The 26,662-nt window shown below is 68.6% G+C and carries 28 protein-coding genes; 12 read left to right on the top strand and 16 right to left on the bottom strand.

The genetic code is table 11. The features are described from left to right. Positions 1-31: 31 nt before the first annotated feature. Both J7495_RS18305 and J7495_RS18300 read right to left on the bottom strand, forming a co-directional pair. Positions 32-451, bottom strand: coding sequence for a VOC family protein (locus J7495_RS18305; RefSeq protein WP_294058353.1), 420 nt, complete (start codon positions 449-451; stop codon positions 32-34). After that, positions 448-909 (bottom strand): nuclear transport factor 2 family protein, encoded by a 462-nt coding sequence (locus tag J7495_RS18300; RefSeq protein WP_294058352.1) that lies wholly within the window; start codon positions 907-909, stop codon positions 448-450. Before J7495_RS18300 ends, J7495_RS18305 begins: the two co-directional genes overlap by 4 nt. 70 nt (positions 910-979) lie before the next feature. On the opposite strand from J7495_RS18300, the gene lnt reads away from it, so the two are divergent. From lnt to J7495_RS18275, 5 genes are all read left to right on the top strand, one after another. After that, positions 980-2,554: an apolipoprotein N-acyltransferase gene (gene lnt, locus J7495_RS18295; RefSeq protein WP_294058381.1), complete on the top strand. Its 1,575-nt coding sequence runs from the start codon at positions 980-982 to the stop codon at positions 2,552-2,554. An 80-nt stretch (positions 2,555-2,634) separates the two neighbouring features. Continuing rightward, a complete protein-coding gene (metK, locus tag J7495_RS18290; protein ID WP_294058350.1) occupies positions 2,635-3,849 on the top strand; it encodes a methionine adenosyltransferase in 1,215 nt (404 codons plus the stop codon). Between the two features lie 352 nt (positions 3,850-4,201). Further along, complete coding sequence (locus tag J7495_RS18285) at positions 4,202-4,987, top strand: EAL domain-containing protein (protein ID WP_294058349.1); 786 nt, start codon at positions 4,202-4,204, stop codon at positions 4,985-4,987. A gap of 130 nt (positions 4,988-5,117) precedes the next feature. Beyond that, positions 5,118-5,858: an EAL domain-containing protein gene (locus tag J7495_RS18280; RefSeq protein ID WP_294058348.1), complete on the top strand. Its 741-nt coding sequence runs from the start codon at positions 5,118-5,120 to the stop codon at positions 5,856-5,858. Positions 5,859-6,170: 312 nt separating this feature from the next. Further along, on the top strand, positions 6,171-6,878 hold the full coding sequence (locus J7495_RS18275; RefSeq protein ID WP_294058347.1) for a tRNA (guanine(46)-N(7))-methyltransferase TrmB: 708 nt from the start codon (positions 6,171-6,173) through the stop codon (positions 6,876-6,878). Here the strand turns inward: J7495_RS18275 and J7495_RS18270 are convergent, their stop codons facing one another. The 3 genes from J7495_RS18270 to J7495_RS18260 all read right to left on the bottom strand — a co-directional run bounded on the left by J7495_RS18270 (position 6,879) and on the right by J7495_RS18260 (position 9,614). Beyond that, on the bottom strand, positions 6,879-7,919 hold the full coding sequence (locus tag J7495_RS18270; protein WP_294058346.1) for a helix-turn-helix domain-containing protein: 1,041 nt from the start codon (positions 7,917-7,919) through the stop codon (positions 6,879-6,881). It abuts the gene before it with no gap. A gap of 26 nt (positions 7,920-7,945) precedes the next feature. Continuing rightward, the gene (locus J7495_RS18265) at positions 7,946-8,221 is read right to left on the bottom strand and encodes a DUF4242 domain-containing protein (RefSeq protein ID WP_294058345.1); all 276 of its coding nucleotides are present in this window, start codon (positions 8,219-8,221) and stop codon (positions 7,946-7,948) included. Positions 8,222-8,483: 262 nt separating this feature from the next. Beyond that, on the bottom strand, positions 8,484-9,614 hold the full coding sequence (locus J7495_RS18260) for a GNAT family N-acetyltransferase (RefSeq protein ID WP_294058344.1): 1,131 nt from the start codon (positions 9,612-9,614) through the stop codon (positions 8,484-8,486). A 76-nt stretch (positions 9,615-9,690) separates the two neighbouring features. On the opposite strand from J7495_RS18260, the gene J7495_RS18255 reads away from it, so the two are divergent. Beyond that, positions 9,691-10,161, top strand: a complete 471-nt coding sequence (locus J7495_RS18255) for a DUF2721 domain-containing protein (protein ID WP_294058343.1) — start codon at positions 9,691-9,693, stop codon at positions 10,159-10,161. Between the two features lie 12 nt (positions 10,162-10,173). On the opposite strand, the gene chrA is transcribed toward J7495_RS18255, so the two are convergent. Together chrA and J7495_RS18245 are read right to left on the bottom strand one after the other, a co-directional pair. After that, entirely contained in the window at positions 10,174-11,502 is a 1,329-nt protein-coding gene (chrA, locus tag J7495_RS18250) for a chromate efflux transporter (protein ID WP_294058341.1), read from the bottom strand. 91 nt (positions 11,503-11,593) lie between these two features. Beyond that, on the bottom strand, positions 11,594-11,944 hold the full coding sequence (locus J7495_RS18245) for a DUF3147 family protein (protein WP_294058340.1): 351 nt from the start codon (positions 11,942-11,944) through the stop codon (positions 11,594-11,596). Positions 11,945-12,054: 110 nt separating this feature from the next. Between J7495_RS18245 and J7495_RS18240 the strand changes: the two genes are divergently transcribed. The 4 genes from J7495_RS18240 to J7495_RS18225 all read left to right on the top strand — a co-directional run bounded on the left by J7495_RS18240 (position 12,055) and on the right by J7495_RS18225 (position 16,564). Further along, a complete protein-coding gene (locus J7495_RS18240) occupies positions 12,055-12,261 on the top strand; it encodes a hypothetical protein (protein ID WP_294058339.1) in 207 nt (68 codons plus the stop codon). Positions 12,262-12,815: 554 nt separating this feature from the next. Beyond that, positions 12,816-14,762, top strand: a complete 1,947-nt coding sequence (locus tag J7495_RS18235; RefSeq protein WP_294058338.1) for a ribonucleoside-diphosphate reductase subunit alpha — start codon at positions 12,816-12,818, stop codon at positions 14,760-14,762. 292 nt (positions 14,763-15,054) lie between these two features. After that, positions 15,055-15,942, top strand: a complete 888-nt coding sequence (locus tag J7495_RS18230; RefSeq protein ID WP_294058336.1) for an FkbM family methyltransferase — start codon at positions 15,055-15,057, stop codon at positions 15,940-15,942. Between the two features lie 25 nt (positions 15,943-15,967). Next, positions 15,968-16,564, top strand: a complete 597-nt coding sequence (locus J7495_RS18225; RefSeq protein WP_294058334.1) for a sulfotransferase — start codon at positions 15,968-15,970, stop codon at positions 16,562-16,564. 67 nt (positions 16,565-16,631) lie between these two features. Here the strand turns inward: J7495_RS18225 and aguB are convergent, their stop codons facing one another. From aguB to J7495_RS18210, 3 genes are all read right to left on the bottom strand, one after another. After that, complete coding sequence (gene aguB, locus J7495_RS18220) at positions 16,632-17,480, bottom strand: N-carbamoylputrescine amidase (RefSeq protein WP_294058333.1); 849 nt, start codon at positions 17,478-17,480, stop codon at positions 16,632-16,634. 7 nt (positions 17,481-17,487) lie between these two features. After that, complete coding sequence (locus J7495_RS18215) at positions 17,488-18,468, bottom strand: agmatine deiminase family protein (RefSeq protein ID WP_294058331.1); 981 nt, start codon at positions 18,466-18,468, stop codon at positions 17,488-17,490. Positions 18,469-18,694: 226 nt separating this feature from the next. Next, positions 18,695-20,326, bottom strand: a complete 1,632-nt coding sequence (locus J7495_RS18210; RefSeq protein WP_294058330.1) for a M28 family metallopeptidase — start codon at positions 20,324-20,326, stop codon at positions 18,695-18,697. 89 nt (positions 20,327-20,415) lie between these two features. Here J7495_RS18210 and J7495_RS18205 point away from each other — a divergent pair, with 89 nt between their 5' ends. Then, entirely contained in the window at positions 20,416-21,753 is a 1,338-nt protein-coding gene (locus tag J7495_RS18205; protein WP_294058328.1) for a hypothetical protein, read from the top strand. Between the two features lie 101 nt (positions 21,754-21,854). On the opposite strand, the gene rpsD is transcribed toward J7495_RS18205, so the two are convergent. The 6 genes from rpsD to rpiB form a co-directional block, all read right to left on the bottom strand. Then, entirely contained in the window at positions 21,855-22,469 is a 615-nt protein-coding gene (gene rpsD, locus J7495_RS18200; RefSeq protein ID WP_294058326.1) for a 30S ribosomal protein S4, read from the bottom strand. Positions 22,470-22,661: 192 nt separating this feature from the next. After that, positions 22,662-22,898 (bottom strand): hypothetical protein, encoded by a 237-nt coding sequence (locus tag J7495_RS18195; RefSeq protein ID WP_294058325.1) that lies wholly within the window; start codon positions 22,896-22,898, stop codon positions 22,662-22,664. A 144-nt stretch (positions 22,899-23,042) separates the two neighbouring features. Beyond that, positions 23,043-23,765 carry an RNA methyltransferase gene (locus J7495_RS18190; RefSeq protein WP_294058324.1) on the bottom strand — a complete coding sequence of 241 codons (723 nt, stop codon included), beginning with the start codon at positions 23,763-23,765 and terminating at the stop codon, positions 23,043-23,045. After that, positions 23,762-24,223 (bottom strand): transcriptional regulator NrdR, encoded by a 462-nt coding sequence (gene nrdR, locus J7495_RS18185; RefSeq protein ID WP_294058323.1) that lies wholly within the window; start codon positions 24,221-24,223, stop codon positions 23,762-23,764. The genes J7495_RS18190 and nrdR overlap by 4 nt, the downstream gene beginning before the upstream one ends. Before the next feature lie 184 nt (positions 24,224-24,407). After that, a complete protein-coding gene (gene glyA, locus J7495_RS18180; RefSeq protein WP_294058321.1) occupies positions 24,408-25,718 on the bottom strand; it encodes a serine hydroxymethyltransferase in 1,311 nt (436 codons plus the stop codon). Further along, positions 25,715-26,167, bottom strand: a complete 453-nt coding sequence (gene rpiB, locus J7495_RS18175) for a ribose 5-phosphate isomerase B (protein ID WP_294058319.1) — start codon at positions 26,165-26,167, stop codon at positions 25,715-25,717. Before rpiB ends, glyA begins: the two co-directional genes overlap by 4 nt. 84 nt (positions 26,168-26,251) lie before the next feature. On the opposite strand from rpiB, the gene J7495_RS18170 reads away from it, so the two are divergent. Then, the gene (locus J7495_RS18170) at positions 26,252-26,512 is read left to right on the top strand and encodes a hypothetical protein (RefSeq protein ID WP_294058318.1); all 261 of its coding nucleotides are present in this window, start codon (positions 26,252-26,254) and stop codon (positions 26,510-26,512) included. Positions 26,513-26,662: the final 150 nt, after the last annotated feature.

Genomic DNA, 26,662 nt, shown 5'->3' with positions numbered 1-26,662 from the left:
AAGAACGTCATGTGCGCCGCTGCGTTCCCGCTCAGGTCGCGAAGAGCATGCTATCGTCGGCGAAGGCCTTGAACTCGAGCGCGTTGCCGCTGGGATCGCGGAAGAACATCGTCGCCTGCTCACCGGGCAGCCCCTTGAAGCGGACATAGGGCGCGATGCCGAAGGCGATCCCCGCCGCCTCGACGCGCGCCGCCAGCGCTTCCCAGTCGGGCATCGTCAGCACCACGCCGAAGTGCGGCACCGGCACGGCGTGGCCGTCGACCGCATTCTCCACCGCGACCGGCTTCGCCGCGGGGTCGAGGTGCGCGACGATCTGGTGACCGAACAGGTCGAAGTCGATCCAGTGATCGGACGAGCGCCCCTCCGGGCAGCCGAGCACCCCGCCGTAGAAGCGGCGCGCGGCGGCGAGGTCGTGGACCGGGAAGGCGAGGTGGAAGGGGCGCAGGGTCATGGCTCGCGCTCCACCGGCATATCGGTGCCATGGGCCGAGACGATTCGCCATCGGCCCTCGCGCTTCACCCAGACATCGGTCCAGGCCGTATTGAAGGCGGTCCGCTCGGGAGCGGGGCCGACGACGTGATCCCGCCCTCGCACCACCGCCACGTCGCCGTAGAAGCGGATGTCGGTGATTGTTCCGTCATATGAAGTGATATGCCGCGGGTCGCCCACCCAGCCCAGCACCTCCACGCGCGTGTACGAGACGCCGCCGCTGGTCACGCCGCCGAAATCGTCGGCCAGCAGGCGATCGGCGACCGCGACGTCGCCGGTGACGAACGAATCGCCCCAGGCCTTCTCGCCGGTCCTGATCTCCGCGCTGTCGGCCGCACGATCGGCGGCCTGGGCTCCCGCATCGACCGGCGCGCTCAGCACTGCCACAGGCGCGAGCAGCAGCAGCGTGGGTCGGCGCATCGTCGTTCTCCGTCAGGGCCCAGCAATGCGCTTGCCTGAAGCGGGCCCGACCGGCAATACCCGGCCCGACATGCTGCGCCGGCCGCTCCTGATCGCCTTCGTCGCCGGGCTCGTTTCCGCCACCGGCTTCGCGCCGCTCGATCTCTGGCCGGTGCTGATCGCCGCGCTCGCGCTGCTCCTCGCGCTCGTCCACGACGCGCCGACGCTCCGCAGCGCGCTGCTGCGCAGCTGGCTATTCGGCGTCGGCCATTTCACCGTCGGCGACAACTGGATCCAGCACGCCTTCGATTATCAGGACAAGATGCCGCCGGTGCTCGGCTATTTCGCCGTGGTGCTGCTCGCACTCTACCTCGCCATCTATCCGATGCTGGCGATGGGGCTGGCCTGGCGGTTCAAGCAGCTCGTGAAGAAGCGCAACGGCTGGGAGGAGGCCGATCTCGGCTTCGTCCTCGCCGCCGCCGCCGCCTGGATCGCCACCGAATGGCTGCGCGGCACGATGTTCACCGGCTATCCGTGGAACCCGCTCGGCGTCGCCTGGCTGCCGGTCGTCCCGGTCGCGGCGATGGCGACGTGGATCGGCACCTATGCGCTCTCGGGCGTGATGGTCGCGGTCGCAGGGCTGGTCTTCCTCGCGGGCCGGCGCCAGTTCGCCCCGCTGCTCCTCGGCGTGCCGATCCTTGCGATCGTCTCGCTGTTCAGCCTCGCGCCGTGCCAGATCGCAGCCTGCGTGCCGCATCCCGGGCCGCCGCCGCCCCATGTCGTCGTCGTGCAGCCCAACATCGGCCAGGAAGGCGTCGCCGATCCCGGCTATGACGAGAAGGTGCTGGCGAAGCTCATCGCGCTCAGCGGCAAGCCGGGCCCCGAGCCGCGGCTCGTCGTCTGGCCCGAGGGGATGGTGAACCAGTATGTCGAGGACGGCTATGCCGACCCGCGCTATTATTTCGGCATCGACCCGCGCTTCGTCCGCGCGCGCATCGGCGCGGTGCTCGGCCCGCGCGACATGGCGCTGATCGGCGGCAATTCGCTTGCCTTCGACGAGCCGACGCGCCGGCTGGTCGGCGCGGGCAATTCGGTGTGGCCGATCGATTCGCGAGGGCAACTCGGCCCGCGCTACGACAAGGCGCACCTCGTCCCCTATGGCGAATATCTCCCGATGCGCGAGATCCTCGCCCCGCTCGGCCTCGCGCGGCTGGTGATGGGCGAGATCGACTTCCTCCCGGGTCCGGGTCCGCGCACGCTTGCCGTGCCCGGCTTCGGCAAGGTCGGCGTGCAGATCTGCTACGAGATCATCTTCTCAGGGCACACGGTCGACCCGGCCAATCGCCCGGACTTCCTCTTCAATCCTTCGAACGACGCGTGGTTCGGCGCCTGGGGCCCGCCGCAGCACCTGGCGCAGGCGCGGATGCGCGCGATCGAGGAGGGCCTGCCGATCCTGCGCGGGACGCCGACGGGCATATCGGCCGTGATCGATGCGCACGGCAGCGTCCTCGCCGACATTCCGCATCTCGCCGAAGGCCGGATCGACGTGCCGCTCCCCCGTCCGACCCCGCCGACGCCCTTCGCGCGGTGGGGCAATTGGATGGCCTTCCTGGCCGCCGCGCTCTTCCTGTTCTTCGCGATTGCCAACCGCCGCTACGCCCGCTAGGGGGTTAGGATCATATAAGGAAAGCTTTATATGGGCATGGCAACGGCCCCGCTTTCCGGTCTCTTTCACGAGGAAGTTTGATGCGTTCCAATTATCTCTTCACGTCCGAATCGGTGTCCGAAGGCCATCCGGACAAGGTTTCCGACCAGATCAGCGACTCGATCGTCGACCTCTTCCTCTCGAAGGACCCCGAAGCGCGCATCGCCTGCGAGACGCTCACCACCACCCAGCTCGTGGTGCTGGCCGGCGAGATCCGCTGCAAGGGCGTGTACGAGAACGGCGAATGGGCGCCGGGCGCGCTCGAGGAGATCGAGAAGACCGTCCGCAACACCGTGCGCGAGATCGGCTATGAGCAGGAGGGCTTCCACTGGGAGACCCTCAAATTCTACAACCATCTCCACGGCCAGTCGGCGCACATCGCCCAGGGCGTGGACGCGAGCGGCAACAAGGACGAAGGCGCGGGCGACCAGGGCATCATGTTCGGCTATGCCGCCGACGACACGCCCGACCTGATGCCGGCGACGCTCTATTACAGCCACAAGATCCTCGAGCTGATGGCGGCCGACCGCCATTCGGGCGCGGCGCCGTTCCTCGAGCCCGACGCCAAGAGCCAGGTGACGCTGCGCTACGAAGGCAGCAAGGCCGTCGCCGCGACCGCCATCGTCGTCTCGACCCAGCATGCCAAGGGCTATGACGAAGGCGCGAAGGAAGCCGAGCTCCACGCCTATGTGAAGTCGGTCGTGGCCAAGGTGATCCCGGCCGAGCTGCTCAGCGACGAGACCGTCTATCACATCAACCCGACCGGCAGCTTCGAGATCGGCGGGCCCGACGGCGACGCCGGCCTCACCGGCCGCAAGATCATCGTCGACACCTATGGCGGCGCGGCCCCGCACGGCGGCGGCGCCTTCTCGGGCAAGGATCCGACCAAGGTCGACCGGTCGGCGGCGTACATCACGCGCTACCTTGCCAAGAACATCGTCGCGGCGGGCCTCGCCCAGCGCTGCACGATCCAGCTCGCCTATGCGATCGGCGTGGCCAACCCGCTGTCGCTCTATGTCGACACGCACGGCACCGGCACGGTGGGCGACGACAAGATCGAAGCGGCGATCGGCAAGATCGGGAAGCTGGGCGGCATGACTCCGCGCGGCATCCGCACGCACCTCGGCCTCAACAAGCCGATCTACCGGAAGACCGCTGCGTACGGCCACTTCGGCCGCAAGCCCGAGGGGGACTATTTCCCCTGGGAGCGCACCGACCTGATCGACGACCTCAAGGCCGCGCTGGCCGAGGTTTGATCGTCGCCGACGCCCGCGAGGGCAGTCGAACAAGAGAGAAAGGGACGGGGCTCGATGCCTCGTCCCTTTTGCTTTGAGCGAACGGTGAAGCCCGCCGCCCGGCGCGCCTTCCCTGCAGGGACCGAGGGACCTGCCTGCAAGGTCTAAGTGCTTGATCCCGGGCGTTCGGAGGGACGATTCGCGCTTTCCGCAGGGGACTCCGCGAGTCGCGAGAAACGCGCGCTCGACGGACTCAGCCCGGCCCGTTTGTCACTACGGAGAATCCCGATCGTGGCAGCCCCTTGCGGCTTCGACCGGAATATAGCGAATCGCCATTAACCATTAGGCAATCTCTCGACAGGGAGATTTCAAGATGAACGCCACGCCGAGCCGCATCGTTTTCCAGCCCGTGATCGATACCGACACCGGCATGGCGATCGCCCGCCAGGCGCGCATCATCGAAGCCGACCTCGACCTCGCCTCGGGGGATCGCCACCGCCGCCGCTTCGATGCGATGCTCGCCGCCGCCGCGGCCGCGGGCTATGCCAAGGCCGATGCGCGCATCGCCGTCCCGATGGTCGCCGAGGGCGACTCGGGCCGCCAGGTCGCCGCGCTGTTCCGCGCCGCGCTCGCGCATGGCTTCCGCACCACCCAGCTGATCCTCGAGGTCCGCGTCGGCACGCACGACGACCTTGGCGCCGCCGCCGAGCTGATCGACACCTGCACCGCGCGCGGCATGGAAGTCGCCTTCGACGCCTTCTCGCCCGGCCCCGCCCAGATCCGCCTGCTCGCCCGCCACACCCCCCGGTACGTCAAGCTCGACGTCGCGCTCACCCGCAACATCGATCGCAGCACGACGCGGCAGCTGATCCTCGAAGGCGCGGTGCGCGTCGCCCGCACGATGGGCGCGACGCTGATCGCGCAGGATATCGCGACGTCGGGCGAGCTTTCGACGCTCTATGCGCTCGGCATCCGCCACCTCCAGAGCCACTGGATCGCCCGCGCGATGCAGGAGCCGGCGGCGCGCGTCGCGCCCCGCCGCGAGCCGCGCGTCGTCCATGTCACGCACCGCCGCCTGACCGGGCACGACCGCCACCAGCCGGCGCTCCCCGCCGCCGCGCCGGTCGCCGAGATCCGCCGCCAGGCGCTCGCCGGCTGAGGCCGGGCTCAAAACCCCCAATCGCGAAAATCACGAAGTTTCGGACTCTCCGCCGCGCAGCATCCTATGATGGAAATAGGGCCTCCTTAACCTTGTTACGGAATCGAATCTTCAGGAGGGGAGAGTGACAATGACCGATGCTCCCGCACCCGCGGGATTTGATCTGCTGATGGCGTTCCAGCCGATCGTCGACATGGCGAGCGGCCGCATCTTCGCCTATGAGGCGCTGGTTCGCGGCGCCAAGGGCGAGAGCGCCGAATCGATCCTCGCGACCGTCACGCCCGAGCGCCGCGCCGAGTTCGACCATGCCTGCCGCATGGCCGCGATCCGCCAGGCGTGCGCCGCCGGCATCTCGCGCACCATGGCGCGGCTCTCGATCAACTTCATGCCCGACGTGGTCAAGGATCCGATCGCCGACAGCGAGGAGACGATCCGCGTCGCCGACGAATGCGGCATCGCGCCCGAGCGGCTGATGTTCGAGTTCAGCGACCTCGACCGGCTCGATCCCGTGCACCTGCAGGAGATCGTCGGCGCCTATCACAAGCTCGGCTTCCACACCGCTTTCGACGATTTCGGCGGCGACGAGCAGGGCCAGGGCCTGGCGATGCTCTCGCGCTTCAAGCCGCATGCGCTCAAGCTCGCGCCGCAGCTGGTGCGCGGCCTGTCGTCGAGCTGGGCGCGCCGGCTGATCGTCGAGAATGTCGTGCGGCTCGCCGGCGGCCTCGGCGTCGCGGTGATCGCCGAGGGCGTCGAGAACGGCACCGACTATTCGAAGCTGCGCTCGCTCGGCGTCAAATATGCGCAGGGCTATTTCCTCGCGCGCCCCGAGATCGGCCGCCTGCCGCAGATCGGCAACCGCCAGGCCGCCTGACGCTTGCGTGGAGGTGCGTGCGTCGCCCAGGGTCTAAACCCAATAGCCACAATGCCCGTGACGGAGCGGAATTTGGCGCAGGGATAGGCGCGAGGAGGGAGCTGTGCTTTGCACACAGTGACCGACGAGCAACGACGCCCTGCGCCAAATTCCGCCCGCCGCTTCGCGGTCGCCCGGAGAGCGCCGCCGGACGTCGTCGCGACGCTTGCACGGGCGAACCAGCCCGCGCTGCGCGCCGCTCCTAGCCGGCGGCGCTCTCCGGGCGATCCTGGGCGTTGCGGCTATTGGGTTTAGACCCTAGGGCGCGCCACCATGACCGCACCCAAGTCCGGCGACCCGACCACGATACGCCGCCTCTACGGCCGCCGCCAGGGGCACAAGCTGCGCCAGGGCCAGTCGGCGCTGGTCGAGGAGCTGCTGCCCGAGCTGAGCGTCCCCGAGACCGGTCCGCTCGACGCCGAGCGGCTGTTCGGAGATGCCAAAGGACGCGGGCGCCCGCTCGAGCTCGAGATCGGCTTCGGCGGCGGCGAGCATCTCGCGGGCCAGGCGGCGATGCGGCCCGGCCATGGCTTCATCGGCTGCGAGCCCTTCCTCAACGGCGTCGTCACCGCGCTCGGCCACATCCGCGACGCGGGGCTGTCGAACGTCCGCATCCACATGGGCGACGCGCTCGACGTGCTCGAGCGGCTGCCCGACGCGAGCCTCAGCCGCGTCTACCTCCTCCACCCGGACCCCTGGCCCAAGGCGCGCCACGCCAAGCGGCGGATGGTCAACATGGGCCCGCTGGACCTGATCGCGCGCAAGCTGATCCCCGGCGCGGAGTTCCGGCTCGGCACCGACGACCCGACTTATTGCCGCTGGTCGATGATGGTGATGAACCGCCGCCGCGACTTCGAATGGCAGGCGAAGACTGCGCAGGACTTCCTCACCCGCCCCGCCGACTGGCCCGAGACGCGCTACGAGCGCAAGGCCCGGCGCAAGGGGCACGAGGTGTGGTACTTCCGCTACCTCAGGGTCTGATCACGCCCCCTCGCACACCGGATGCCCGCGCACCGCGAGCGGCGCGAAATGGGCGCGATATTCGGCCGGGGCCATTCCCGTCGCGCGGCGGAACAGGCGGCGGAAGAAGGCGATGTCGTCATAGCCGACCGAAGCGCTGATGCTCGCCACCGGCGTCGCCTCGCGCTCGAGCATCTGCTTGGCGAGCTCGATGCGGAGCGCCTGCGCATAGGCCGCGGGCGAGCGGCCGGTCGCCGCCTTGAAGCGCCTTAGGAAGGTGCGCGGCGCCATCCCCGACTCGCCGGCAAGGCAGGCGACGCTCACGTCGCGGCGGAAATTGGCGTGGAGATAGGCCTCGGCCGCGCGGATCGGCGCATCGTCATGCTCCTGCGCGACCGGAAGCATCGCATAGCTGTTCTGGTGGAGCCGCGGCATGGGCAGCAGCAGCGACTTGGCGCATTGCAGCGCGACTTCGTGACCGCAGAGCTTCTCGACGAGGTAGAGGCTGACGTCGACCGCGCCATAGACGCCGCCGCTGCACAGCAGCCGGTTGTCCTCGGTCACGAACCGGTCGGGCTGCCACTGCACGCGCGGGTAGCGTGCGGCGAAGGTCGAGGCGAGCGCCCAGTGCGTGGTGGCGATGCGCCCGTCGAGCAGCCCGCTCTCGGCGAGATAGGCCGAGCCCATGCACGCGCCGACGACATAGGCGCCGGCGGCATGGTGGCGGACCAGCCAGGGGAGCAGCGCCGAATTCTCGACGAGCTTGGGCTCGAAATCGAGCCCCGAGGTGGGGACCACGACGATGTCGGTCCGCTCGATCGCGTCGATCGCGCAGCTCGGCGCGACGTCGGCGCCGAACGGGTTGCGCACCGGCCTGCCGTCGAGCGAGGCGGTACGCACCCGGAAGCGCGCCGTCGCCGGGCGGCCGTGCAGCGCTTCCCACAGCGCGCCGGCGGAGTGGAAGATCTCCGCCGGCATCACCGAGGTGGAGGAAAGCCCATCGGCGAGCAGCACGACCGTCACGTCGATCAGCCGGTGCTGCTCCTGTTCCGCTCGTGCCATGCCCTGCCCTCCCCAAAGCCGCGGCGTCAGCAGACGCCCGTGGTCGGATCGATCACGCGGACGACTTCGGTGACGCGGTCGGCCGGAAAGCCGCTCAGCCGCGCATGCTCGCCCACCGCGGCGATATCCTCCGCGAGATAGACGCAGAAGGTCTTGTCCTTGGTGACGAAGGATTCGAGCCATTGGACGCGCGGCGCCAGCCTGGCGAGCGCTTCGTTCGACCTGGCCGCGGCGCCGCAGAGCTCGGCGCCCTCCAGACCTTCCACGCCGGGGATATTCCGCTCGATCACGAACTTCTTCATGGATTCCTCCTTGTGCCGGATTGCACGGGGGAGATGCCGCGGGGGCGCCGGGCAGGGTAGCAGCGATCGGGACAAACAAGGGGGGCGATCGCGCCGCCGGCGCTTTTGACGGTCGTCAATGCGGCCGGCGCGCGCGGATCCTACCCCGAAGGGACACCAGCCACGGAGTCCCGCCATGCTCGACCAGCCCTTCCTGCTCACCGCCGTCGCCGCGCTGGCGCTGTTCACCGCGGTGCTCGGCTATGTCAGCATCAACGACGCGCTACGCTTCCGCGACCGCCGCTGAGCCCTCGCGAACCCGCTCGGCGTGTCCCGAGCGGCGCCATGCGCCCCTGAGCAGCTTCGCCCCGAGCGCCGGCAGGCCCGGCTTCACGAACAGCCAGTCGCGGATCGCGGGCCCGCGCTCGGCGCCGACGCGCTGCTTGTAGCCGCTGTCGCCCGCACCGCAATCGACCCGCGCGACGCCGAGCTCGAGCGAGCGCACGAGATTGCGGTAATAGAGGAGCTGCCCGGGCGAGGTCTTCGAATGCGCGGCGTCATAGCCGTTGGCGATGGTGTGGCGGAGCGTGCCGGTGTCGAGATCGAAGACGAAGGCGATCGCCTTGCCGTCGAGCCGCAGCAGCGCGGCGTGGAGCATCGTGCCGAGCACCGGGTCCGCCGCGGCGGCGCGCCAGAAGCGGCCGTGGCCGCGCGCGGTGAACTTGGTGTCGCGCCCGTCGGTCTTCTCGGCGACCCAGCTCTTCTCCTCGATCGTGGCGAGCGCGTCGAACACCTCGCCGTTGAGCGCGAGGCCGGAAGGGTAGCTCCAGTCGAGCGCGCCTTCGCGCGCGAGTCGGTTCTCCTTGTTGCGGTTCTGCGCGCGGGTGCTGGCGCGCGGCCAGTCGCCGCCGGCGCTCAGCCCGGCCAAGTCGATCGCCCAGCTGTCGGCGACGAAGCGGTCGATCACCGCCCAGCCCCTGGCCAGCGCCGCGGCCTTCAGCGCTTCGAGCGCGGGGTCGCCGTCGTGGATCGGCCCGATGCGCAGCGCGGTGACTTCGCGGCCGAGCCGCGCGACCAGCGCTTCGAAGGCGTCGATCCCCGCGTCCACCGCGGCGGGAAAGCCGCGAAACGGCCAATAGCTCCCCGGCACCTGCCACAGCCCGAGCCGCGGGTTGCCCATCCGGACCATCGGCAGCGCGACCAGCGCGCGGCCCTCGCGCGACACGGTCAGCGTCCGCGCCGCGCCGCCATAGGCTTCGAGCGCGGCGGCATACCAGGCGTAGCGCAGGAAGCGGTGCGTCGCCGGCGCGGCATCCGCGGCCGCGTCGATCGCCGCGGCCAGCCCGTCGCCGCAATCGACGGCGTGGACCGGCATCAGGCGCGTGAAGCGATCGAGCGGGAGCAGCTTGCTCATGCTGCCGCTCTACCCCGCGACCCGTTACCAACCCGTTTGACGCCGGAACGAAGAGCGAAGCATAAGGCGCGCCGAGATGATCAGCACTTCGCTCTCGACGGTCGCGGACACGATCCAGGCGGCGATCGCGCCCGTGTTCCTGCTCGCGGGCATCGGCGCGATCCTCAACGTCATGGTCGGCCGCCTGGCGCGCGTCGTCGACCGCGCGCGCGTGGTCGAGCAGCTCCACCCGCGCTCGACCGGGCCCGAGCATGAGCGCCACGTCGTCGAGCTCCGCCTGATCGACCGGCGGGTGAGCGTAATCAACTGGGCGATCTTCCTCTGCGTCGCCTCGGCGCTCACCATCTGCGTGGTCGTGGTGCTGCTGTTCATCGCGATGCTCTCGCACTCGCACTTCGGCGTGGCAGTTGCGGTCGCCTTCATCCTCGCGATGCTGCTGCTGATGGCAGGGCTGGTCTATTTCCTGATCGAGGTCCGCATGTCGCTCGGCGCGATCCATGTCCGCGAGGAACTGCTCGAGCTCGATCCCAAGGGGCGGGTGCACTGAAAGGGCGGGCGCTTAAAGTCCCGCCACTCGCATCGCCAGCCCACCCGCCGCGCACACCGCCAGCGTCAGCAGCACCCCGCGCTTGAACCCGATCAGCAGCACCCCTGCCACCGCGGCGAGCACGCCGGCGCGCCAGTCGAAGCTCGCCAGCTCGGGCAGCAGCGTCCGCACCGGCCCGGACTGGACCTCGGCCACGCGCGCGAACAGCACGTGCAGCGCGAACCACAGCGAGAGGTTGGCGATCACTCCCACGATCGCTGCGGTGATCGCCGCCAGCGCGCCCGCCAGCCGCTTCGAGGCCTGGAGCCGCTCGATCCAGGGCGCGAAGGTGAAGATCCACAGGAAGCAGGGCGAGAAGGTCACCCAGGTGGTCAGCAGCGCCGCGGCGATCCCGCCCGCGAGCCCGCCGGTGCCGCGAGCGCCCGCCAGGAACCCGACGAACTGCGTCACCAGGATCAGCGGACCCGGCGTCGTCTCGGCGAGCCCGAGCCCGTCGGCCATCTCGCCCGCCGACAGCCACTGGTGCGTCTGCACCGCCTGCTGCGCCATATAGGCGAGCACCGCATAGGCGCCGCCGAAGCTCACCACCGCCAGCTTGGAGAAGAATATCCCGACCTGCCACAGCACATGGTGCGGCCCGAGCAGCGCGAGCACGAGCAGCAGCGGCGCGGCCCACAGCAGGAGGCAGCCGCCGACCGTCGCAAGCGTCCGCCCCAGGCCCGGCCGCGGCGCGAGGCCCGCCGGATCGTACGCATGGAGCTTCAGCCATCCCGGCCGCACGCTCACCGCCAGGGCGCCCGCCGCGCCGGCGCCGAGCACCACCAGCGGGAAGGGCAGCGCGAACAGGTAGAGTGCGGCGAAGGCGACGACGGCCACCACGCGCTGGAAGCCGCTGGTCAGCGCGCGCCGGCCGATGCGGATCAGCGCCTGGATCACGATCGCGATCACCGCGGCCTTGATCCCGAGGAACAGCATCGCGAACCAGTCGAGCCGCGCCGCGCTCCAGTAGAGCAGGGACAGCGCGAGCATCACCGCCGCGCCGGGGATCACGAACAGCAGCCCCGCCGCCAGCCCGCCGCGCAGGCCATGGAGCTTCCAGCCGATATAGGTGGCGAGCTGCTGCGCCTCGGGGCCGGGGAGGAGGTGGCAGAAGTTGAGCGCCGCGAGGAACTGCGGCTCGCTCACCCAGCGGCGATCGTCGACCAGCTCGCGGTGCATCAGCGCGATCTGCCCCACCGGGCCGCCGAAGCTCAGCCAGCCGATCTTCCAGAACGCGCGCAGCAGCGCGCCGAGGCTGGGCGCGGGCGCGAGTGTCGTATCGGATGGAATCGTCCCGGCCATGCTCGTCCCCCTGTCCGGGGCCTGGCCGGCGGCCCCGCATGTCCGGAATGTTGCTAGCCGCCGGCGGCGCCGCGCGCCACGGAGTTTTTCTTTAGAGCCGCAGGCCCAGCCGTGGCCCGATCCACAGCATCGCGAAATAGAGCGCGATGGTGAGCAGGCAGCCGGCGGCCAGCGCGGTCCAGAAGCCCAGGCCGCTCCTGAGCATCGCCGGCATCAGCAGGAACATCGGCAGCGAGGGCAGCACATACCAGAAGGTCGCCTCGGCGTGCGCGGCCATGTTCGCCGGGTCGGGCCGGTCGCGCCACAGCCAGATCATGCCGAGCACCGAGACGAGCGGCAGCGAGGCGATCAGCGCGCCGAACCCCGGATTGCGACGCGCGACCGTCGAGATCAGCGCGATCAGCACGCCCGAGACCGCTGCCTTAAGGAGAAGATAGGCCATGGCGGGCGCTATGGCATGGCATCCAAAATCCTAACAGCCTCACCCGTACGCAACCGCGCCCGGCGATGCCCTGAGAAGACAAATCCTCCGCTTTGGAGCATAACCGCACCATGTTCGGAGGTCCGCTTCTCTTGTCGCCGGAATATAATCTGGCCCGCGCCAACCAGGAGCGCGCCAAGGCGCGCGCCGCCCGCTCGCCCCGCGACCGCCGCGACCGGCTGACGCTCGCCCGGATCTTCGAGGAGCGCGTCGAGCTCTACCGTGCGCGCGAGCACGAGACCCGGCTGATCGACATGCCGGTGCTGGTCGAGCGCTGAGGGCGCTCCTTCCATCCATTTCCATCAACCGTCATCCCGGCGAAAGCCGGGACCCAGGGCCACGAGCGACACCGTTTGCTGCCCTGGGTCCCGGCTTTCGCCGGGATGACGGCCCTTGGAGCGTATCGAAGGGCCCAACACCACCGCTTGTGCTCCGGGGTGATTCCTCCACACGATTTTTGGCGGCGTTAACCCTTTCCCCTATTGCCTTTCCAAAACCCGTGGTCGATCCGCGCGTCGCTGCATCGCACCCGAAAATGACGTGCCACGAGCCGAGTCATTTTAGCGACGAATCGAGTCTCTAAACCGTCATTTACCGTCTTGCCTCCCGACTCATTTAGGCACAATCTGTAGTGGTTGCTCCGAGGGGCAGGCTCAATCACTGGTAGGCTCGTTGCTGCGGGGCCATCTCGCGGTCGGAGTTGCTCGTGCTTGGCGCCGGGGCAGGACGGACATCTTTTGTTCTCGCCTTCCGGCGCCCGGTGCTATGATTGATCCCCCCGCCCCGAGTCGGCGCAACGGACAATTGGGGCCAGTTGTTGGGGTGCAGCGTGATGGAATTCAGAGAAACGGGAAGCAGCGTGAACGATAGCGTAACCGACACCGTTGAAGCCGCTCCCAGGGCGGCCGCCAAGCCTGTAGCGAAGCCGCGCAAGGCCGCCCCCGAGGCGCCGGCGCCCGCCGCCGAGGCGAAGGCGTTCGAGCCGAAGATCCATCCGGTCGACGTCGACCATGGCCGTGATGCGCGCCTCACCGAGTTCGGCAAGGACACGCTCAAGGACCGCTATCTGCTGCCGGGCGAGTCCTTCCAGGACCTGTTCGTGCGCGTCGCCTCGGCCTATGCGGACGACGCCGCGCATGCGCAGCGCCTCTACGACTATATCTCGAAGCTGTGGTTCATGCCCGCCACCCCCGTTCTCTCGAACGGCGGCACCGGCCGCGGGCTGCCGATCAGCTGCTTCCTCAACTCGGTGCCCGACAGCCTGAACGGCATCGTCGACACCTGGAACGAGAATGTCTGGCTCGCCTCGCGCGGCGGCGGCATCGGCACCTATTGGGGCGGCGTGCGCGGCATCGGCGAGCCGGTGGGCCTCAACGGCAAGACCAGCGGCATCATCCCCTTCGTGCGCGTGATGGATTCGCTCACGCTGGCGATCTCGCAGGGCTCGCTGCGCCGCGGCTCGGCGGCCTGCTACCTCGACATCTCGCATCCCGAGATCGAGGAGTTCCTCGAGATCCGCAAGCCGAGCGGCGACTTCAACCGCAAGGCGCTCAACCTGCACCACGGCGTGCTGATCCCCGACGCCTTCATGGACGCGGTCCGCGAAGGCGAGGAATGGGAGCTCAAGTCGCCCAAGGACGGCTCGGTACGCGGCAAGGTCGACGCGCGCTCGCTGTTCCAGAAGCTGGTCGAGACGCGCCTCGCCACCGGCGAGCCCTATATCGTGTTCGCGGATCACGTGAACAACACCATGCCCAAGCACCATCGCGACCTGGGCCTCAAGGTCTCGACCTCGAACCTCTGCTCGGAGATCACGCTGCCGACCGGCAAGGATCACCTGGGCAACGAGCGCACCGCGGTCTGCTGCCTCTCAAGCCTCAACCTCGAGACCTGGGACGAGTGGAAGGGCGAGAAGGGCTTCATCGAGGATGTGATGCGCTTCCTCGACAATGTGCTCCAGGATTACATCGACCGCGCCGAGCCGGGCATGGAGAAGGCCGCCTATTCGGCGAGCCGCGAGCGCTCGGTGGGCCTGGGCGTGATGGGCTTCCACTCGTTCCTCCAGGCGCGCGGGCTGCCGTTCGAAGGCGCGATGGCGAAGAGCTGGAACCTCAAGATCTTCAAGCACGTCCGCGCGCAGGTCGACGAAGCGTCGATGCAGCTCGCGGTCGAGCGCGGGCCCTGCCCCGACGCCGCCGACATGGGGGTGATGGAGCGTTTCTCGTGCAAGATGGCGATCGCGCCCACCGCGTCGATCTCGATCATCTGCGGCGGCGCTTCGGCGTGCATCGAGCCGATCCCGGCGAACATCTACACGCACAAGACGCTGTCGGGCTCGTGGTCGGTCAAGAACCCCTATCTCGAGAAGCTCCTCAACGAAAAGTCGAAGAATTCGGACGCGGTGTGGAACACGATCCTCGAGCAGGGCGGCTCGGTCCAGCACCTCGACTTCCTGAGCCAGGAAGAGAAGGACGTGTACAAGACCTCGTTCGAGATCGACCAGCGCTGGATCCTCGAGCTCGCCGGCGACCGCGCGCCCTATATCGACCAGGCGCAGTCGCTGAACCTGTTCATCCCGGCCGACGTCGAGAAGTGGGACCTGCTGATGCTCCACTATCGGGCGTGGGAGCTCGGCATCAAGTCGCTCTACTACCTCCGCTCCAAGTCGATCCAGCGCGCGGGCTTCGCGGGCGGGGTCGAGGCGGACAACACGATCGAGAAGCCCAGGTTCGACCTTGGCGAGAGCACCGACTACGACGAATGCCTCGCCTGCCAGTGAACGCGACTCGGCGCTTCTCCCGCTAGCTTCGATCCCCCCGGATCGTTGCCGGTGGCGCCAAGCCACCTGATCGGCCCATGATTCCCCCCGGATCATGGGCCGATTTGCGTCCTATGAGAGTCGCCCGCCAACCCCCGCGAATCAAAGCAATTCCGGTTGCAATGAAATATCGTGCGTTTGCGGAACAAACCCCAAATCGATCGAAGGAATAGAGAGTTAATCCTCGCGTCATTTCATGATAGTCTTCGCGCTCGCACAATTTGGGGATTGGGCGAGTTTTGGGAGGCAAGGCATGGGGACTTTCGCCGCCGATGCGCCATTTCGTCCGCTCGTCCGCCACGGCGGGATCGTCGAACGGATGCGCGACTGGGCACATGAAGCCGAAGTACGACTACTGGGTTCGCGCCTGATCGAGCGCGCCGTGCCCGAGCTCGGGCTCACCTACATCCTGCCGACGCACACGCTGCTGGGGCGGCTGATCCGCGTCAACGGCATGTACGAAGAGCATATGATCAACTGGGTGACCGAACGCTACGACAGCCTGCGCGGCGGCGTGATGATCGACGTCGGCGCGAACATCGGCTGGTACACCGCGCTGTTCGCGCGCATCGCCCGCGATCCGGGCCAGGTCTTCGCCTTCGAGCCCGATCCCAATAATTTCGACGTGCTCTCGCGCACGCTCGATCGCAACGGTACGCCCAACGTGCGGCTGATGCAGGCGGCCGCGGGCGCGGCGTCCGGCACCGGCACGCTCAATCTGGGCTATCACCGCAACCCGGGCTCGCACTCGATGCTGAGCGGCCAGTACAGCGAAGGCTCGGTCGACGTGCCGATCGTCACGCTCGACCAGGTCGTCATGCCCATGCTCGCGCCCGGCCAGCAGGTGTCGCTGATCAAGATGGACATCGAAGGCTATGAGCTGGTCGCGCTGCGGGGCGCCGAACAGCTGCTGCCGCGCACGCGCAACGTGATCCTCGAATTCTCGGCGCACCGGATGCGCAAGGGCGGGCTCGACCCGGCGGACCTCGTGGCGCTGATCGAGCGGCACGGCTTCCACATGTACGAGTTCGTGCTCGACGGGCCGCCGCGCCCGATCGCGCGCGAGCGGCTGCTCGATCCGGCCTTTCGCAAATGCAATATGTTGCTGGACCGCGAAGCGCCGGTGCCGCTAATCCACTAGGGGGTGGATTCGGCAGGGGTAGGGCATGGCACGCACGAAGGTCTTCGGGATCGGCTTCCAGAAGACGGGCACGACGACCTTGGGCGCGATCCTCGACCAGCTCGGCTACCGGACCGCGAGCTACCACAGCTTCCGCGACTTCGCGAAGAAGGAGGGGGTGACGTGGGAGGAGGTCAAGGCGCGCGCACTCAAGGTCGCACGCGACCATGACGCGGGCAAGGACACGCCCTGGCCGCTGCTCTACGATTTCCTCGACCGCGAATTCCCGGGCTCGAAGTTCGTCCATGTCGTGCGCAAGCCCGAAAGCTGGATCCGCAGCGCGGTCCACGACTTCAAGGACCATCCCAACGCGCTGCACACGCTGATCTATGGCGTGCCCTCGCCGCTGGGGAACGAAGCGGTCTGGCTCGAGCGCTACAAGCGCCACAACGAAGAGGTCGCCGCCTATTTCGCCGACCGGCCGGGGGATTATATCCGCTTCCAGCTCGAGGACGGGATCGACGTGCCGACCTTGTGCGAATTCCTCGGCCAGCCGGCGATCGACTTCAAGCCGCCCGTCGCGAACACGCGGATGCGCAAGACGATCAAGATGGCCTGGTGGAAGCTGACGGGGCAGTCGTGACCTGAAGGTCGAACGGTGCTGCTCGACAGCCGTCATCCCGGTTTTCGCCGGGATGACGGAAGTGAGATCAGATATCCTGCACCAGCCGCCCGTACAGATCTGGCCGGCGGTCGCGGAAGAAGCCGAAGGCGGCGCGGTGGCGGCGGATGCGGACGAGGTCGAGCGTCGCGGTGATCACGCCTTCCTCGTCGCGCCCCAGCTCGGCGAGCACGTCGCCGGTCTCGTCGGCGATGAAGCTGGTGCCGTAGAATCGCTGGCCATGCTCCACGCCGACGCGGTTCGCCGCGATCACGGGCGTCGCGTTCGAAACGGCATGGCCGAGCATCGCGCGGCGCCACATATGCGCGGTGTCGAGGCTCACGTCCTGCGGCTCGCTGCCGATCGCGGTGGGGTAGAAGAGCAGGTCCGCGCCCATCAGCGCCATCGCGCGCGCGGCTTCGGGATACCATTGGTCCCAGCACACCCCCACGCCCAGCGTCGCGCCGGGGCCCGGCCACACCTTGAAGCCGGTGTTGCCGGGGCGGAAATAATATTTCTCCTCATAGCCGGGCCCGTCGGGGATGTGGCTCTTGCGGTAGACGCCCTCGACCTTGCCCTCGGGCCCGATCATCGCGAGGCTGTTGTAGTAGTGCGGCCCGTCGCGCTCGAAGAAGCTCGTCGGGATATGCGCCCCCAACTCGCTCGCCAGCGCCTGCATCGCGAGCACGGCCTTGTGCTCGCCCACCGGCATCGCGGTCGCGAAGACTTCCTCCTCCTCGACGCGGCAGAAATATTCGCCCTCGAACAGCTCGGGCGGCAGGATCACCTGCGCGCCGCGGCCATGCGCCTCGCGCACCGCCTCGCTCACGCGCGCGATATTGGCGTCGATGTCCGGCCCGAAGGCGAGCTGGAGCGCAGCGACGGTGATCTCGGTCATCGGGTCCTCAATAGCGGGGGATCTGCTGGCTGATGCAGTGGAAGCTGCCGCCGCCGGTCAAGATATGATCGGCGCGCACGCCTGCAATGGCGCGGTCGGGGAACAGGTCCTCGAGCGCGGCGATCGCGGCGTCGTCGTTCGCCTGGCCATAGAGCGGCACCACCACCGCGGCATTGCCGACGTAGAAGTTCATGTAGCTCGCCGGCACGATCTCGCCGTCGCGGTCGAGCACGCGGCCGGGCGAGGGGAAGCGGATCACCTCGCAGCCGAAGCGCCCTGCCCGTGCGGCGGCGTCCTGGTAGACGAGCCAGTTCGGGTCGTTGTCGGTCGCCTGGGGGACCAGCAGCCGGTTGGGGCCGACGAAGCGCGCGAGATTGTCGACATGGCCGTCGGTATGGTCGTTGAGCAGGCCGTTGCCGAGCCAGAGCACCGAGGTGTAGCCGAGGTTGTCGAGGAGCAGCGTCTCGACCTCGTCCTTGCCGAGCCCGGGATTGCGGTTGCGGTTGAGCAGGCATTGCTCGGTGGTGACGACGCGGCCCTCGCCGTCGCCGTCGAGTGCGCCGCCTTCGAGCACCCAGTCGTGGAAGGCGAGGTGCACGCCGCCGCGAGTGCGGGCAAGGCGCTCGCCCACGTCCTCGTCGCCGTCATAGTCGTATTTCCCGCCCCAGCCGTTGAAGGCGAACTTGTGCGCGGCGCGGTCGCCGCCGAAGATCGGGCCGGTGTCGCGCAGCCAGATGTCGCCGAAGGGCTCGATGAGGATCGTCGCGGCCTGGCCTGCCTGCGCCTCGGCGACGGCGGCGGCTTCCTCGTCGGCGGCGACGAGGATGACCTGCTCGCCCTTGCCCCCGGCATGGACGGCATGCGCGAACATCGCGACTTCGGCGCGCGCGGCGGCGAGGCCCTCCCACAGCTCGGGGTGGCTGGGGAAGCCGATCCAGACGGCATCGTGCGGCGCCCATTCGGGCGGGGGCGGGGGGATGTTGGCCATTGCGGAGGCCATCTAGCAACTCGGAGCGGTCAGCGGGAGAGGTCAGGAAGCATCGACTTCAATCCTCCCCTGCGGAGCAGGGGAAGGGACCATGCGAAGCATGGTGGAGGGGCGCCGCGAAGCGGCGTGGTCCTGAGCTGAAAGCGAGTCCCGCGTCCTGCGGACGCGGCCCCTCCACCGCCTTCGGCGGTCCCCCTCCCCCAGCAAGCTGGGGGAGGATCGCGCGTCACTGCCCCGCCCGCGACTTGTCGCGCATCGCCCGGAACTCGGCATTCGGATACCAATTGGGCCACATCGCCCCGTCGGCCAGCTCGCGCCCCAGCTGATAGTAGATCGTCAGGTCCTCGACCGCGCCCGACCAGTCCCAGGCGGGATTATATTCGTCCTGCGGCTTGTGGTAGCGGTTGTCGACATAGTCCTGCGCCGCCTTGTGCCCGGCCTCCTTGCCGCCGACGACGAGGTCCTCGCCGCTCTCGCCCGAGAGCATCGGCACGCCGAGCTTGGCGAAGCTGAAATGGTCCGAACGATAGTAATGGCCGCGCTCGGGATTGGGCTCGAGGCTGATCACCCGGCCCTGCGCCGCGACCAGCGGCTTGACCATGTCCTCGAGCTCGGACTTGCCTGCGCCGGTCAGCTGGAAGTCGCGGACGCGGCCGATCACGTTGAGCACGTCCATGTTCACCCCGCCGACGGTCTTCGCCAACGGATAGACCGGGTTCTCGGCGTAGAATTTCGAGCCGAGCAGCCCCGATTCCTCGGCCGTGACCGCGAGGAACACCACGCTGCGCTTCGCCGCGCCCGCCTTGTGATAGGCTTCGGCGATCGAGACGAGCCCGGCCACGCCGCTCGCATTGTCGACCGCGCCGTTGCAGATGTCGTCGCCGTTCACCGCGTCGCAGCGGCCGAGATGGTCCCAATGCGCCGAATAGAGCACCACCTCGTCGGGCCGCTCGGTCCCCGGCAGGATGCCGACGACATTGTGCGAGACCTGGCGGCGGATCGCATTGTCGAACGAGACCGAAGCCTTCACGCCCAGCGGCACCGCCTTGAAGCCCTGGTGCTTCGCCGCTTCGACCAGCGCGGCATAGTCCTTGCCCGCGCTCGCGAACAGCGCCCTGGCGCCGTCCTGCTGGATCCAGCCGACCGCCTGGCTCTGGTCCATATGGTCGCCCGGCGTGTCCTGCTCGAGCTGCGGCCCGGTCCAGCTCGACTGGACGACGCCCCAGCCATAGGCGGCGGGCTCGGTGTCGTGGACGATGATCGCGGCAGCGGCGCCCTGGCGCGCGGCTTCCTCGAACTTGTAGGTCCAGCGGCCGTAATAGGTCATCGCGCGGCCGTTGAACGGGCCGTCGAGCGTCATCGTCTGCCAGTCGGGATCGTTGATCAGGATGATCACCGTCTTTCCCTTCACGTCGACGCCGGCATAGTCGTTCCAGCCGCGCTCGGGCGCGTTGATGCCATAGCCGACGAAGACGACGTCGCTGTCCTTGATGTCGATCCGCGGCGTCACGCGGAAGCTCGCGATCACCAGCTCCTTGCGATAGGCGAGGCTCACCGGCGCCTTGCCGCCGGTGAAGGTCAGTGGCGCGACGTTGCCGGCATTGATCTCGACCAGCGGCACGTCCTGCAGCCAGATGCCCTTGTTGCCGGGCTCGAGCCCTGCGGCCTTGAAGCGCTCGATGATATAGCCGGTGGTCTTGTCCTCGGCCGGTGTGGTCGGCGCGCGGCCCTCGAACGCGTCGGAGGAGAGCGTCTGGGTGACTTGCTTCAGCGTGTCGACCGAGATGGCGGGTGCGGTCTGGGCCGCGGCCGAGGTGCTGGCGAGGAGCCCGGCGAGGGCGAATGCGAGATGACGCATCGAGAGGATACTCCGAAGGGCGGGATGGCCATGGCTTGCATGCGGCCGGGCGCGATGCAAGGATGGTAGCGATAACATCGGAGGCGAGGATGCGGATCGGAACGGCGCTGCTGGCGGCCCTGCTCGCGTGCGCGGCCACGCCCGCGGCGGCGCAGCAGCAGGACTATACCGCCGCCGAGGCGGACAAGCGCGCGATGCTCGACAGGCTCGGCATCGCGACCACGCGGCCGGGCGCCGACGGGTTCAACAAGGACGCGCCCAACGCGGTCAACTATGACGAGGCCAAGGCCGTGATGGCCGGTCCGCTGCCGCCCCTGATGCGGATGTCGAACGGCATGCCGGTGACGAGCGCCCGTCAATGGTGGACGAAGCGCCGGCCCGAGATCGTCGCCCTGTTCGACCAGGATATCTACGGCCGAGTGCCCGCGACCGCGCCGAGGATCGCCTGGAAGGTCGTCAGGCAGGAGGCGTCGACCGAGGCGGGCATCCCCGTGGTCAGGAAATGGCTCGAAGGCACTGCCGACAACCGCGCCTGGCCCCGGGCCAGGGCGGTGATCCTGCTGCGCTACACGCTCCCGGCGAACACCAGGGGCAAGGTCCCGGTGATCCTGTCCTTCGGCTTTCCCGAAGGGTTCGAATTCCCTGGCCCGCCGCGCCCGCCCGAGCCCGGGCCGAGCTATATGGAGCAGCTGCTCGCGCACGGCTTCGGCTATGCGACCGTCGTCGCCAATTCGATCCAGGCGGACAATGGCGGGCTGCTCAAGGACGGGGTGATCGGCATCTCGCTCGCCGGCAAGCTGCGCGGGCCCGCGGACTGGGGCGTGCTGCGCGCCTGGGCCTGGGGCGCCGACCGCGCCTTCGACGCGCTGGCGATGGACGCCGGGGTGGATGCGAAGCGGATCGGCATCGAGGGCCTGTCGCGCTACGGCAAGGCGGCGCTGGTGACGATGGCCTATGACCCGCGCTTCGCGATCGGCTTCATCGGCTCGTCGGGTGCCGGCGGCGCGGCGCTCTACCGCCGCAACTTCGGCGAACGGATGGGCAATCTCTGCGCCGGCGGCGAATATCATTGGTTCGCGGGCAATTTCCTGAAGTACTGCGCCGCGCTCACCGAGGCGGACCTGCCGATCGACTCGCACCTGCTGATCGCGCTGGCGGCGCCGCGGCCGCTCTTCATCGGCGCGGGCACGGTCGAGACCGGCGACGGTTGGGTCGATCCCAAGGGCAGCTTCCTCGCGGCGGTGGCGGCGTCGCCGGCGTGGACCTTGCTCGGCAAGCCCGGGCTTTCGACGACCGACTTCCCGCCGGTGCTGACTCCGGTGGTCGGCGGCGAGCTGGGCTTCCGCCAGCACCAGGGCGGCCACAACAACCGCGACAATTGGCCGACGTTCATCGCCTTCGCTGAGGAGAAGCTCGGCATCAAATAGCGGCCCGGCAACCGCTCGCCCTTCCGTTCGGGAGTCCGGCCCCAAACCAAAAAGGGCGGCCCCGAAGGACCGCCCCGCTTGTTCCATCGCTGGAAGCCGGATCAGCGCGAATAGAATTCGACGACCAGGTTCGGCTCCATCTTCACCGGATAGGGCACTTCGTCGAGCGTCGGCACGCGCGTGAAGGTGATCTTCGACGCGCCGTCGGGCGCGACATAATCGGGGATGTCGCGCTCGGCGAGGCTCTGCGCCTCCATCACCAGCGCCATCTCCTGCGCCTTCGAGCTCAGCGAGATCTCCTCGCCCGGCTTGATGCGGCGCGAGCCGATGTTGCACTTCTCGCCGTTCACCCGGACGTGGCCGTGGTTCACCAGCTGGCGCGCGGCGAAGATCGTCGGCGCGAACTTGGCGCGGTAGACGATCATGTCGAGGCGCTGCTCGAGCAGGCCGATCAGGTTCTGGCCGGTGTCGCCCTTCATCCGGGCGGCCTCTTCATAGGCCTTCTTGAACTGCTTCTCGGTGACGTCGCCGTAATAGCCCTTGAGCTTCTGCTTGGCGCGCAGCTGGATGCCGAAGTCCGACATCTTGCCCTTGCGGCGCTGGCCGTGCTGGCCGGGGCCGTATTCGCGCTTGTTGACGGGCGACTTGGGACGACCCCAGATGTTCTCGCCCATCCGGCGGTCGAGCTTGTACTTGGCGCTGGAGCGCTTCGACATGTGAAATCCTTCGAACAATTGCCAACGACGTTGACCCGGCGCGAGCTGGAAGCCCAAGCCTGATCGCGATTCCGGTATCGCCTGCAAATCTCATAGAGACGCAGGGCCGCCGCTTCACCGGAGTGCGGGGCCGATTGCGAAGGCGGGCGCCTAGCGGGGCGGACGCATCGAGTCAAGCGCGAGGGCCCGGCGTCAGTTGCGTCCAGGCGAGCTCGGCACGTCCGGGTTGCGGCGATAGCGCTCCACGCCGTCGTCCCGGTCCCAATCCTCCTGCGTCTTGCACACGCGAGCACGCCCGAGACGCGACCCGATCGCCGCGTCGGTACGGCAGATCTTGCGCGGCTTGGCCGCCGGAGCCGCGGCGGGCGTCGGCGCGGGCGCGGGGACATCCTGGGCAGCGACGAACAGGGCGAGGGCAAGCGTAAGCATCGGCGCGGGCAGCCTTTCGAGGGGAGGATGGATGCGGCACCCGATCGCGCCGCGACTCGCAGCCTAGCGGCAAGCAGCCTGCACCGTCCAGTGCCGCATTGCAGCATTTGCGGCCAGGCGACTGGAAAACCCTCGGAAACCGGCTCAGCGGCGCGGGCGCTTCTTGCCTTCGAGCGCCGAGAGCACGCCGCGCAGCGTACGCAGCTCCTGGCTGGTCCAGGCGGGCTTGGTGAGGAGCGTGCGCAACGTCCGCCGGGTCGCGGGCACGCGGTCGGGCGGGTAGTAATAGCCGGTCTCGTCGAGCAGCGCGTCGAGGTGGCCGATCATCGATTCGAGCTCCTCCTGCGGCGCGGGCGGGTCGAGCTCCTCCTCGGTCGGCTGCACGAGCGCTTCGCCCTTCGACCATTCATAGGCCATCAGGATCACGGCCTGCGCGAGGTTGAGACTGCCGAACTCGGGGTTGATCGGCACGGTGACGATCGCGCGGGCGAGCGCGACGTCGTCGGTCTCGAGCCCGGACCGCTCGGGGCCGAACAGGATCGCCGAGCGCCCGGCCGCGCCGCGGATCTCCTTCGCCGCTTCTTCGGGCGTGTGGACGGGCTTGGTCACACCGCGCTTGCGCACCGTGGTGGCATAGACATGCGCGCAGTCGGCGACCGCGTCGGCGACGCTCTCGAACACCGCGGCCTTCTCCAGCACCACGTCGGCGCCGCTCGCCGCCGGCCCGGCCGACGGGTTGGGCCAGCCGTCGCGCGGGGCGACGAGGCGCATCTCGACGAGCCCGAAGTTGAGCATCGCGCGCGCCGCCTTGCCGATGTTCTCGCCGAGTTGCGGACGAACGAGGACGATGACGGGGGGCAGGCTCACCCCTTGGCCGCCTCGCTCACGGTGCCGGCGAATTCCTCGAAGTCCTTGGCTTCGCGGAAGTCCTTATAGACCGAGGCGAAGCGGATATAGGCGACCGAATCGAGGCCCTTCAGCCCCTCCATCACCAGCTCGCCGATCCGCTGCGACGGGATCTCGCTCTCGCCCGTCGTCTCGAGCTGGCGCTGGATGCCCGAGACGAGCTTCTCGATCTTCACGCTGTCGATCGGGCGCTTGCGGCACGCGGTCGACACGGATCGGACCAGCTTGTCGCGGTCGAACGGTTCGCGCTTGTCGTCGCTCTTGAGCACGGTCAAGTCGCGCAGCTGGATGCGCTCGAAGGTGGTGAAGCGCGCCGCGCAGGCTTCGCACTGCCGCCGCCGCCGGATCGCCGCCCCGTCGTCGGTGGGGCGGCTGTCCTTCACCTGGCTGTCTTCATGGCCGCAGAACGGGCAACGCATCTATCGCTCCTGCCGGAGAAGCGGTGCCAGCCCACTCCCCCACCCGGCCACCCACAGAATACACTGCCGTTGGGTGGCCGGGTGGGGCGCATCTGGGTCGGCCATGCCCCCGGCATGGCCTGAACAGCGCGGGGCGCTGTTCACCCGATGCGGGCTGGCACCGAACGCGCAACTGCGCATCAAATCACGCCTCCGGGTAGATCGGGAACCGCTCGCACAAGGCGCGGACGCGTTCGCGGACATTCGCCTCGATCTGCGCGTCGCCCGCCTCGCCGTTCTTGCGCAGGCCCTCGAGCACGTCGGCGACCATGTTGCCGATCTCGCGGAACTCGGCGGGCCCGAAGCCGCGCGTCGTGCCTGCGGGCGAGCCGACGCGGATACCGCTGGTCTTAACCGGCGGCAGCGGGTCGTTGGGGATGCCGTTCTTGTTGCAGGTGATCGCGGCGCGCTCGAGCGCTTCGTCGGCGTCGCGGCCGGTGACGCCGAGCGGGGTCAGGTCGACCAGCGCGAGGTGCGTGTCGGTGCCGCCCGAGACGAGGTTGGCGCCGCGCTCGTTCAGCGTCGCGGCGAGCACCTTGGCGTTCTCGACCACCGCGGCGATGTAGCGCTTGTAGTCGGGCCGCAGCGCCTCGCCGAACGCGACTGCCTTGGCGGCGATGACGTGCATCAGCGGCCCGCCCTGGAGCCCCGGGAACACCGCCGAGTTGATCTTCTTGGCGATGGCCTCGTCATCGGTCAGCACCATGCCGCCGCGGGGGCCGCGCAGCGTCTTGTGCGTGGTGGTGGTCACGACATGGGCGTGGCCGAACGGGGTCGGGTGCGCGCCGCCGGCGACGAGGCCGGCGAAATGCGCCATGTCGACCATGAAGATCGCGCCGACTTCGTCCGCAATCGCGCGGAAGCGCGCGAAGTCGATGATCCGCGGATAGGCCGAGCCGCCCGCGATGATCAGCTTGGGGCGATGTTCCTTGGCCTTGGCCTCGACTTCGTCGAAGTCGATGAGGTGCGTGTCGGGGCGCACGCCATATTGGACGGCGTTGAACCATTTGCCGCTCATCGCCGCCTTGGCGCCGTGCGTCAAATGGCCGCCCGAATCGAGGCTGAGCCCCATGATCGTGTCGCCCGGCTTGGTGAGCGCGAGCATCACCGCGCCATTGGCCTGCGCGCCCGAATGCGGCTGGACGTTGGCGAAACCGCAGCCGAACAGCTGCTTCGCGCGGTCGATCGCCAGCTGCTCGACTTCGTCCGAGGGGTGGCAGCCCTGATAATAGCGCTTGCCGGGATAGCCCTCGGCATATTTGTTGGTGAAGACGCTACCTTGCGCCTCGAGCACCGCCTTGGAGACGATGTTCTCGCTGGCGATCAGCTCGATCTGGTGCTGCTCGCGCTCCAGTTCGTGGCGCACGCCGGCAAACACCGCGGGGTCGGCCTCGGCGAGGGTCGAGGTGAAGAAACCGTCCGGCTGGAGCCCGGCGTCCATGGGGTTGGTGCTCATGCGGGGGTCCTTTCGGGATGGGTCAGCTTGTCGACGCGGCGCTGGTGGCGGCCGCCGTCGAACTCGGCGTTGAGGAAGGTGATGACGCAGGCCTTGGCCATCTCGATGCCGATCAGCCGCGCGCCCAGCGCCACGACATTGGCGTCGTTGTGGTTGCGCGCAAGCCGCGCCGAGACCGGCTCGGAGACGAGCGCGCAGCGCGCCCCGGGGATGCGGTTGACTGCGATCGAGATGCCCACGCCCGATCCGCACAGCGCGATGCCGAGCTCGGCGCGGCCCGCGGCGATGGCGGTGCCCAGGGCATAGCCATAGTCGGGATAGTCGACGCTCTCGGTCCCGTCGGTTCCGAGATCGAGCACGGAATGACCCTGCTCACGCAACCATTCGGCGAGTTCTGCCTTCATGGCATAGGCGGCGTGGTCCGAAGCGATGGCGATGTGGCGCGGCATGCCGCGCGCCTTACGCCGGGCGTGCGCCGCTGGCTAGTCGGGCCGCGCTTCGGCGGCCCCAAATGTTGATTTAGGGAGACTCTCATGATGCGTCGTGCCGCTCTTCTCGCCCTGCCGCTGCTGGCCGGGCTCGCCGCGTGCAATGCCCAGACCAACCAGGCCGCCAACGACCTGGGCAATTCGTTCGAGGACACCGGCGCGGCGCTCGGCAACATGGCCGAGGGCGCGAGCGATTCGATCGGCAATGGCGTGGATGCGGCGGGCAATTCGCTGTCGAACGCCGGCGACGACCTCGGCAACCGCGCCGACAAGGTCGGCAACGCGATCGACGACGCGACGCATTGAGGTGTGCGCGCGCCCGCGCGTCGGGGCGATGGCCCGGGTGCGCGGGCGGTGCGGCGGGTGGAGCCGCCAAGGATTGATTTCCGGCGCCTCCTGCCACAAGGGTGGCGCCGGTTCGCTTCGCGTGGAGGCGAGGGGGTTCGGGTTCGCAGC

It is taken from the genome of Sphingomonas sp. (assembly GCF_017745215.1).
Taxonomy (GTDB): domain Bacteria; phylum Pseudomonadota; class Alphaproteobacteria; order Sphingomonadales; family Sphingomonadaceae; genus Sphingomonas.
The sequence above is the reverse complement of the archived record's forward strand: the minus strand, read 5'-3'. Positions and strand labels throughout refer to the sequence as shown.